This window comes from Nocardia carnea (genome assembly GCF_029868325.1).
GTDB lineage: Bacteria > Actinomycetota > Actinomycetes > Mycobacteriales > Mycobacteriaceae > Nocardia > Nocardia carnea_C.
Map to the genome: position 1 here is coordinate 1 of NZ_JARWNW010000178.1, position 6,993 is coordinate 6,993.

7 protein-coding genes are annotated in these 6,993 nt (G+C 69.8%); 6 read left to right on the forward strand and 1 reads right to left on the reverse strand.

All coding sequences use genetic code 11. From position 1 onward, the window contains the following. The first annotated feature begins 263 nt into the window (after positions 1 to 263). The 3 genes from QH196_RS14215 to QH196_RS14225 all read left to right on the forward strand — a co-directional run bounded on the left by QH196_RS14215 (position 264) and on the right by QH196_RS14225 (position 2,492). On the forward strand, positions 264 to 1,331 hold the full coding sequence (locus tag QH196_RS14215) for an alpha/beta fold hydrolase (protein WP_280416260.1): 1,068 nt from the start codon (positions 264 to 266) through the stop codon (positions 1,329 to 1,331). A 41-nt stretch (positions 1,332 to 1,372) separates the two neighbouring features. Beyond that, positions 1,373 to 2,074, forward strand: coding sequence for a ferritin-like fold-containing protein (locus QH196_RS14220; RefSeq protein ID WP_280416261.1), 702 nt, complete (start codon positions 1,373 to 1,375; stop codon positions 2,072 to 2,074). Positions 2,075 to 2,264: 190 nt separating this feature from the next. Next, positions 2,265 to 2,492, forward strand: a complete 228-nt coding sequence (locus QH196_RS14225) for a DUF3107 domain-containing protein (RefSeq protein WP_280416262.1) — start codon at positions 2,265 to 2,267, stop codon at positions 2,490 to 2,492. A 58-nt stretch (positions 2,493 to 2,550) separates the two neighbouring features. Here QH196_RS14225 and QH196_RS14230 read toward each other — a convergent pair whose 3' ends face one another. Continuing rightward, on the reverse strand, positions 2,551 to 3,207 hold the full coding sequence (locus QH196_RS14230; protein ID WP_062972929.1) for a TetR/AcrR family transcriptional regulator: 657 nt from the start codon (positions 3,205 to 3,207) through the stop codon (positions 2,551 to 2,553). 160 nt (positions 3,208 to 3,367) lie between these two features. Between QH196_RS14230 and QH196_RS14235 the strand changes: the two genes are divergently transcribed. From QH196_RS14235 to QH196_RS14245, 3 genes are all read left to right on the forward strand, one after another. Then, the gene (locus QH196_RS14235; RefSeq protein ID WP_432279492.1) at positions 3,368 to 4,429 is read left to right on the forward strand and encodes a DUF3152 domain-containing protein; all 1,062 of its coding nucleotides are present in this window, start codon (positions 3,368 to 3,370) and stop codon (positions 4,427 to 4,429) included. Between the two features lie 70 nt (positions 4,430 to 4,499). Continuing rightward, on the forward strand, positions 4,500 to 5,681 hold the full coding sequence (gene moeZ / locus QH196_RS14240) for an adenylyltransferase/sulfurtransferase MoeZ (RefSeq protein WP_280416258.1): 1,182 nt from the start codon (positions 4,500 to 4,502) through the stop codon (positions 5,679 to 5,681). A gap of 177 nt (positions 5,682 to 5,858) precedes the next feature. Then, positions 5,859 to 6,713, forward strand: a complete 855-nt coding sequence (locus tag QH196_RS14245) for a TIGR02569 family protein (protein ID WP_432279493.1) — start codon at positions 5,859 to 5,861, stop codon at positions 6,711 to 6,713. The last annotated feature ends 280 nt before the right edge of the window (positions 6,714 to 6,993 follow it).

The window sequence follows — 6,993 nt, forward strand, 5'->3', positions numbered from 1 at the left end:
ACTGCCGATGCGGTGCGTCCCACAGCACCGTCGCCGGCGGAGGGCGCCGCCCCTCCCCCCCCGCACCGCACCGCACCGCCCCCGCCGTACCCGCCCGCCCCCCCCCCCGCCCCCGCCCCCCCCCCCCCCCCCCCCCCACCCCCCCCCCGGGGGGCCCCCCCCCCCGCGCCCCTACGCCCCGCCAAACTAGCACAGTGAGTATTGCTGATCGAGGTATTGCTCTGGCGGATCGTGCCGTGCGCGCGGTCGATCCGGAGGGTGAGGTGACGCGGGCCGTCGGGCGGGCCGCGCGGAATGCGTGGGCGCTGACGTTCGGTGACGGTGTGGAGGGGCGGCGTCCTACGCCGGCGACGGTGCTGTGGGACGCACCGCATCGGCAGTTGCGGCGTTTCGAGCCGGAGCCGGTGGCCGGGCGGGGGCGGGCGCGGCGGCCGGTTCTGCTGGTGCCGCCGTTGGCGGCGCCGGCCAGTTGTTTCGATCTGCGGCCGGGGCAGAGTGTGGCGGAGTTCCTGCTGGAGACCGGCCGGGCGCCCTATGTGATCGACTACGGCGAGATCTCCTACGCCGACCGGCGGATGGGGTTCGAGGACTGGGTACACGACATCATTCCGGAGGCGATCCGGCGCACGGTCGCCGACCGGGACGGTGCGGGCGAGGATCCGCGGGTGGATCTGGTCGGCTGGTCGCTGGGCGGCACGATGGCCCTATTGGCAGCGGCCGCCGATACCGGGTTGCCGATCCGCTCTATTACCGCGATCGGGTCGCCGCTGGACTACAACGCGATGCCCGGTACCCCGCAGTTGGCCGCGCTGGCACGGCGTACGGGCACCGGCGCCGCGGTGGGGGCGGCGCTGGGCGCGATGGGGGGTGTGCCGGCGCCGCTGACCCGGCTCGCCTACCGCATCACCGCATGGGATCGGGAGGTCAAGCGGCCCTGGTTCGTGGCCGGGAATCTGGCCCGCACCGAATCGCTGGCCCGGATGGAGGCCGTCGACCGGTTCATGGCCGATATGCCGGGCTATCCGGGGCGGATGTATCAGCAGCTGTGGAACCGGCTGGTGCTGCGTAACGAAATCGGCCGCGGGGTAGTGAATTTCGGTACCGGGCCGATACGGCTGGCCGATATCACCGCGCCGGTGCTACTGGTGGGCGGGCCCTCGGATGTGATCACGCCGGCGCGCGCGGTGGAACGTGGATTGCGCACCCTGACCGGCGCCGAGAGCGTGCGTTACGAGACGGCACCCGGCGGGCATCTGGCGATCCTGACCGGCGCCACCGCCCGTGACACCACCTGGACCTACCTCGACAAGTTCCTCACAACACCGGCGTGACCACGATCGCCCGGCGCGGGCAGGTACTACGCTGGAGTTCCATGGGAGCACAGTCACCCGCCGCGCTGGGTGTTACGCCGAGCGAGCCGATCGCCTCACCTATTCCCGCCGGGCATCCCGGTGTCACCGATCTGTTCGCGGTTCTGGCCTACGGTGAGATATCCGCCTTCTACCGGCTCACCGAGGAGGCGGCGCTGTCGCCGAGCCTGCCGGGCAAGGTTGCGGTGGCCCGGATGGCGGCGGCCGAACTCGCGCATTTCGAACGCCTCGAAACCGCGCTCACCGAACGCGGTGCCGAGGTATACGCGGCCATGGCGCCGTTCACCCGGGCCCTGGACGACTACCATCGCTCCACCGACCCGTCGACCTGGCTGGAATCGATGGTGAAGTTCCACGTCGGCGACGGTATCGCCGCGGACTTCTACCGGGAGATCGCCGGTGCGCTGAGTCCCGATGTGGCGGCCGTGGTGCGCGATGTGCTGGCCGATACCGGGCATTCGGAATTCGTGATCGACGAGGTCCGCCGGGCGGTGGCGGCCAGCCGTTCGGAACGCGACCGGCTCACCCTGTGGGGTCGCCGCCTGCTCGGCGAGGCGATCACCCAGGCCCAATACGTGATGGCCCAGCGCGACGAGCTGACCGAACTGGTCCTCGCGGCCACCGGCGACCTGAACGGTATCGCCACCCTTTTCGACCGTATGCAGACCGCGCATTCCGAACGCATGGCGGTCCTCGGTCTGTAGTTCGGCTGGGTGCGGCCGGTGCGAAACGGCGTGCGCGACATTGCTCCGGATGCGCAGCTCCAGGTAATGCACCGCCGTGACGCCGATCGAGCCTGTTCGCTGAGGGCGCACCCGGGTATGTGCCACGGTGCGACCGGGCTCAACTAACCTTGCGGGGACAGCACAGAACTCTAAGGTTCGGAGGTTGGCCGTGGAGGTCAAGATCGGTATTTCGGATAGCCCGCGCGAGCTCGTCATCTCCAGCGCACAGACCCCGGACGAGGTCGAGGCACTGGTATCCGAAGCGCTGGGCGCCTCGGGCGGGGTCCTCGCGCTGGCCGACGAGAAGGGCCGGAAGTACCTGATCCAGGCCGGCAAGATCGCCTACGTGGAGATCGGTGCGGTTACCGGTGGCCGGGTGGGTTTCGCCGCGGTCTGAGGCCGGCGCCCCGTAACGCCGAAGCCCCCGCCCGATCCGGGCGGGGGCTTCGTATGTCTCAGACCAGCGGATGCAGTGGGACGTGTTTGAGGCCGCCCCACGCCAGCGCGACCGTGGTGTCGACGGCCTCGTCCTTCGGGATGGGCCGATCGGCTTCCAGCCAGTACCGGGCGGTGAACTGGCTGGCGCCCACCAGGCCCACGGCGAGGATGCGCGCGCGGTAAGGATCCAGACCCGAATCGTGGGCCACCAGGTCGTACACGGCATCCACGCATGCTTCGGTGGCCTGCTCCACCCGGCGCTGTACCTGCGGCTCGTTGGTGAGGTCGGATTCGAAGACGAGGCGGAAACCCTGCATCTCGTTGTCGACGAAATCGAAATAGGCGGCGACGGCCGCCCGGACCCGCTGCTTGTTGTCGGTGGTGGAGCGCAGCGCCTGGCGCACACTCGAGACCAGCATGTCGACGTAGTTCTGCAGGACCGCCAGGTACAGCTCGAGTTTGCTGGTGAAATGCTGGTAGAGCACCGGCTTGCTGACTCCCGCGCACTGGGAGATCTCGTCCATTCCGGCGGCATGGTAGCCGCGGAGTACGAAGACCTCGCTGGCGGCGGCCAGGAGCTGCTGGCGTCGTTCGTCACGTGGAAGCCGGGTGCCACGTTTGGGGGCGGTGCCGGAAGAGGAGCGCGACGTCATCCGGTCCACGAGGTCGGTCATATTCGGATCTCCCAGTCGATTCCCCGGCAAAGGGGTGTGTACCGGGTCTTTTGAGCACCATACTCGCTCACAGTGCTGTTGCCGACCCGGGTGGGCGAACCCGGTATCCCGGCCACCGCAGTTGCCGCCGGTCCGGACCGCCTGTGAGAGTGTGGACGCTGTGACCGACCGACCGGGCAGCTCTTCCGGCGGCGGGCGCAGCGCGCACCGCCCCCACGATCCAGACCTCGCCGCCGACGACGCGACGACCGGGGCCGGGTCCGCGGTCGAACGGGTGGACGAATCCCGGCAGCCGCTGGTCGCACGCTGGGATCCCACCGCGTCCCCGCCGCCTGCCGAACCAGGGCCGGCCGGTGGGAAACGGGCCTGGTTGCGCCGTTTCGCCGCACGTTACGGCTGGCGTGCCTACGCACTCCCGGCGTTGGTGGCCCTCACCGCTTTCGTGGCGGTCGACGCCCTCCGGGCCGGGCCGGGGATCACTGCCGATCCGGCCGATCCGGCGCCGGGCGTGCTCGGCACGCCACCGGCCAGTGCGGGAATTATCGGGGCGCCGCCGGGCGACGGCCATTTTCCGGAGGATCTGCCCGTCGGAGCCCTGCCGGCCGGTGGGCCGTTCACCGAGAACGGTAAGGGCACCTGGCGGGTCGTGGCGGGGACATCCGAACGGGTGGGTGCGGGGGAGCAGTACACCTTCAGCTACACCGTCGAAATCGAGAACGGGATCGATACCCGGGCGTTCGGCGGGGACGATTCGGTCGCCCGGATGGTCGAATCGACCCTGGGTAACCCGAAGAGCTGGGTGCACGACCGCAAGTTCGCCTTCCGGCGGATCGACCGCGGCGACCCGGACTTCCGTATTTCGCTCACCGCCCGTAACACCACCCGCGAGGCGTGCGGGTTCGAAATCCCCATCGACTCGTCCTGCTACAACTCCGACCAGGGGCGGGTGGTGCTGTCGGAGGCACGCTGGGTCCGGGGTGCGCCGGCGTTCGACGGGGATATCGGTTCCTACCGGCAGTACCTGGTCAACCACGAGGTGGGTCATGCCATCGGCTATCACGCGCATCAGCCGTGTGAAAGCGAGGGCGGGCTGGCGCCGGTGATGATGCAGCAGACCTTCGGTACGGCGAACAACGAGATAGCCGCCCTCGACCCGTCCGGTGTAGTGCCGATGGACGGGAAGGCCTGCCGGTTCAACCCCTGGCCTTATCCACGCGGCTGATCGGGAAGAATGCTCGATGGGCCCGCGTTGTAACCGGAACCCGGCTATTCGATACGAGGAGTTCGCAGACGTGTCATCACCGAAGTCTCTGCCCCCACTTGTGGCGCCTGCGGCGGAGCTGACCAAGGACGAGGTCGCCCGGTACAGCCGCCACCTGATCATTCCCGATCTGGGGATGGACGGGCAGAAACGGCTGAAGAACGCAAAGGTGCTCGTGATCGGTGCGGGCGGTTTGGGCTCGCCGGCCCTGCTGTATCTGGCCGCCGCCGGGGTGGGGACAATGGGCATCGTCGAGTTCGACGAGGTGGATGCCTCGAACCTGCAGCGGCAGGTCATCCACGGGGAATCCGATATCGGCCGGCCCAAGGCCGACAGCGCCCGCGATTCGATCCTGGAGATCAATTCCACTATCGACGTGCGGCTGCACAAGCTCCGGCTGGAGCCGGAGAACGCGGTGGAACTGTTCTCCGAATACGACCTGATCCTCGACGGCACCGATAACTTCGCCACCCGCTACCTCGTCAACGACGCCGCCGTCCTGGCCGGTAAGCCCTATGTCTGGGGTTCGATCTACCGGTTCGAGGGCCAGGTATCGGTGTTCTGGGAGGACGCACCCGACGGCCGCGGGATCAACTACCGCGATCTCTACCCGGAGGCGCCGCCGCCCGGGATGGTTCCGTCCTGCGCCGAGGGCGGTGTGCTCGGGGTGCTGTGCGCATCCATCGGTTCGATCATGGTGACCGAGGCGATCAAGCTGATCACCGGTATCGGTGAACCGCTGCTGGGCCGGCTCATGGTGTACGACGCCCTCGATATGAGCTACCGGACGATCAAACTGCGCCGCGACCCCGCGCGTGAGCCGATCACCGAACTGATCGACTACGACGAGTTCTGCGGTGTGGTGTCGGAGGAGGGCCAGGCCGCGGCGGCCGGGTCCACCGTGACCGCCCGCGAGCTCAAGGACATGCTCGACACCGGCGATGTGGAACTGATCGATGTCCGCGAACCGGTGGAGTGGGACATCGTGCATATCGAGGGCGCGACGCTGATCCCGAAGGATCGCATCCTTTCCGGTGAGGCGCTGTCGGAACTGCCGCAGAACCGGAAGATCGTGCTGCACTGCAAGACCGGTGTGCGTTCGGCCGAGGCGCTGGCCGCGCTCAAACGCGCCGGTTTCGCCGACGCGACCCATCTGCAAGGCGGCGTGATCGCCTGGGCACACCAGGTGGATCCCTCGCTGCCGGTGTACTGACAGCCGGATACCCGATGCGCCCGGCGGCGGCTTCCGGGGCCGCCGCCGGGCGGCTTGGGTTGGCCGCCAGGATATGAACAGACCGGGGTTCCGAGGTTGTGACCGGCGTGTCGCGGCACGGCTACGGCTCGGTGTGGCGCACTCGACGTCATGGGCGCCGGGAGTACGGTACGGCCCGTGACCACCACAGTCGAACCCCCCGAACATGTGCGGGCCACATTCGGTCTGCGTGAACTGGATCCGGTCGCTCTCGGCGATTGGGAGGGCGGCTGGCGCCTCGGAGATGTTGTGCTCAGCCCGGTCGCCGATCATGCCCGGGCCGCGTGGTCGGCCAAGACCCGGGAAAACCTGCGGGTGGACGGGTTACGGCTGGCTCGCCCGGTACGGGCGACCGACGGGCGGTACGTGGTGTCGGGGTGGCGTTGCGATACCTATATGCCCGGATCTCCGGAGCCGCGGCACGACGAGGTGGTCTCGGTATCGCTGCGGCTGCACAAGGCGACCGCCACCCTGGACCGGCCCCGGTTCCTGTCCCAGCCGCCGGTGACACCGTGGCTGGATGTGGATGTTTTCGTGGCCGCGGACCGGGCCGCGTGGGAGACGGTGCCGTTGCGCACCCTGCGCGCGGCGGGTGCGGTGATCGAGAATTCACCGGACGGCCGGCACAGTCTGGACCTGATCGGCCAGCTTTCCACGCTGCGCAAACCGGTTCGGACTCCGGCCCAGCTGGTGCACGGCGACCTGTTCGGCACCGTACTGTTCGCCGGCGCGCAGACCCCCGCGCTCACCGATATCACCCCGTACTGGCGCCCGGCCGCGTGGGCGGCGGGCGTGATCGTGGTGGATGCGCTGTCGTGGGGCGGTGCCGATGAGGGGTTGCTCGAACGGTGGGCCGATCTGCCCGAGTGGCCGCAGATGTTGTTGCGGGCGGTGATGTTCCGGCTGGCGGTGCATGTGCTGCATCCGCGGTCGACGCCGGAGGCGCTACCGGGATTGGTGCGTACCGCCGATATGGTCCGCTTCCTGCTGTAATCGACCTGCCGGGGGGGGGGGGGGGGGGGGGGGGGGGGGGGGGCGCGGGGGGGGGGGGGGGGGGGGGGGGGGGGGGGGGGGGAGGGGGCGGGGGCACGACGCGCGGGGCCCGCGCGGCCCCCCCGCGGCGCCCCCGGGGCGCGCCCCCCCGGCGCGCCGCCCCCCCCCCTCCCCCCCCCCCCCCCCCCCCCCCCCCCCCCCCCGCCCCCCCCCCCCCCCCCCCCCCCCCCCCCCCCCCCCCCTCTCGGTTCGTTCGTCAGATATTCGCGTAGGCCAGGGA

Coding starts and splice junctions, on each gene's coding strand:
- QH196_RS14220 (WP_280416261.1), top strand. CDS start 1,373: ATGGGAGCACAGTCACCCGCCGCGCTGGGTGTTACGCCGAGCGAGCCG.
- QH196_RS14230 (WP_062972929.1), bottom strand. CDS start 3,207: ATGACCGACCTCGTGGACCGGATGACGTCGCGCTCCTCTTCCGGCACC.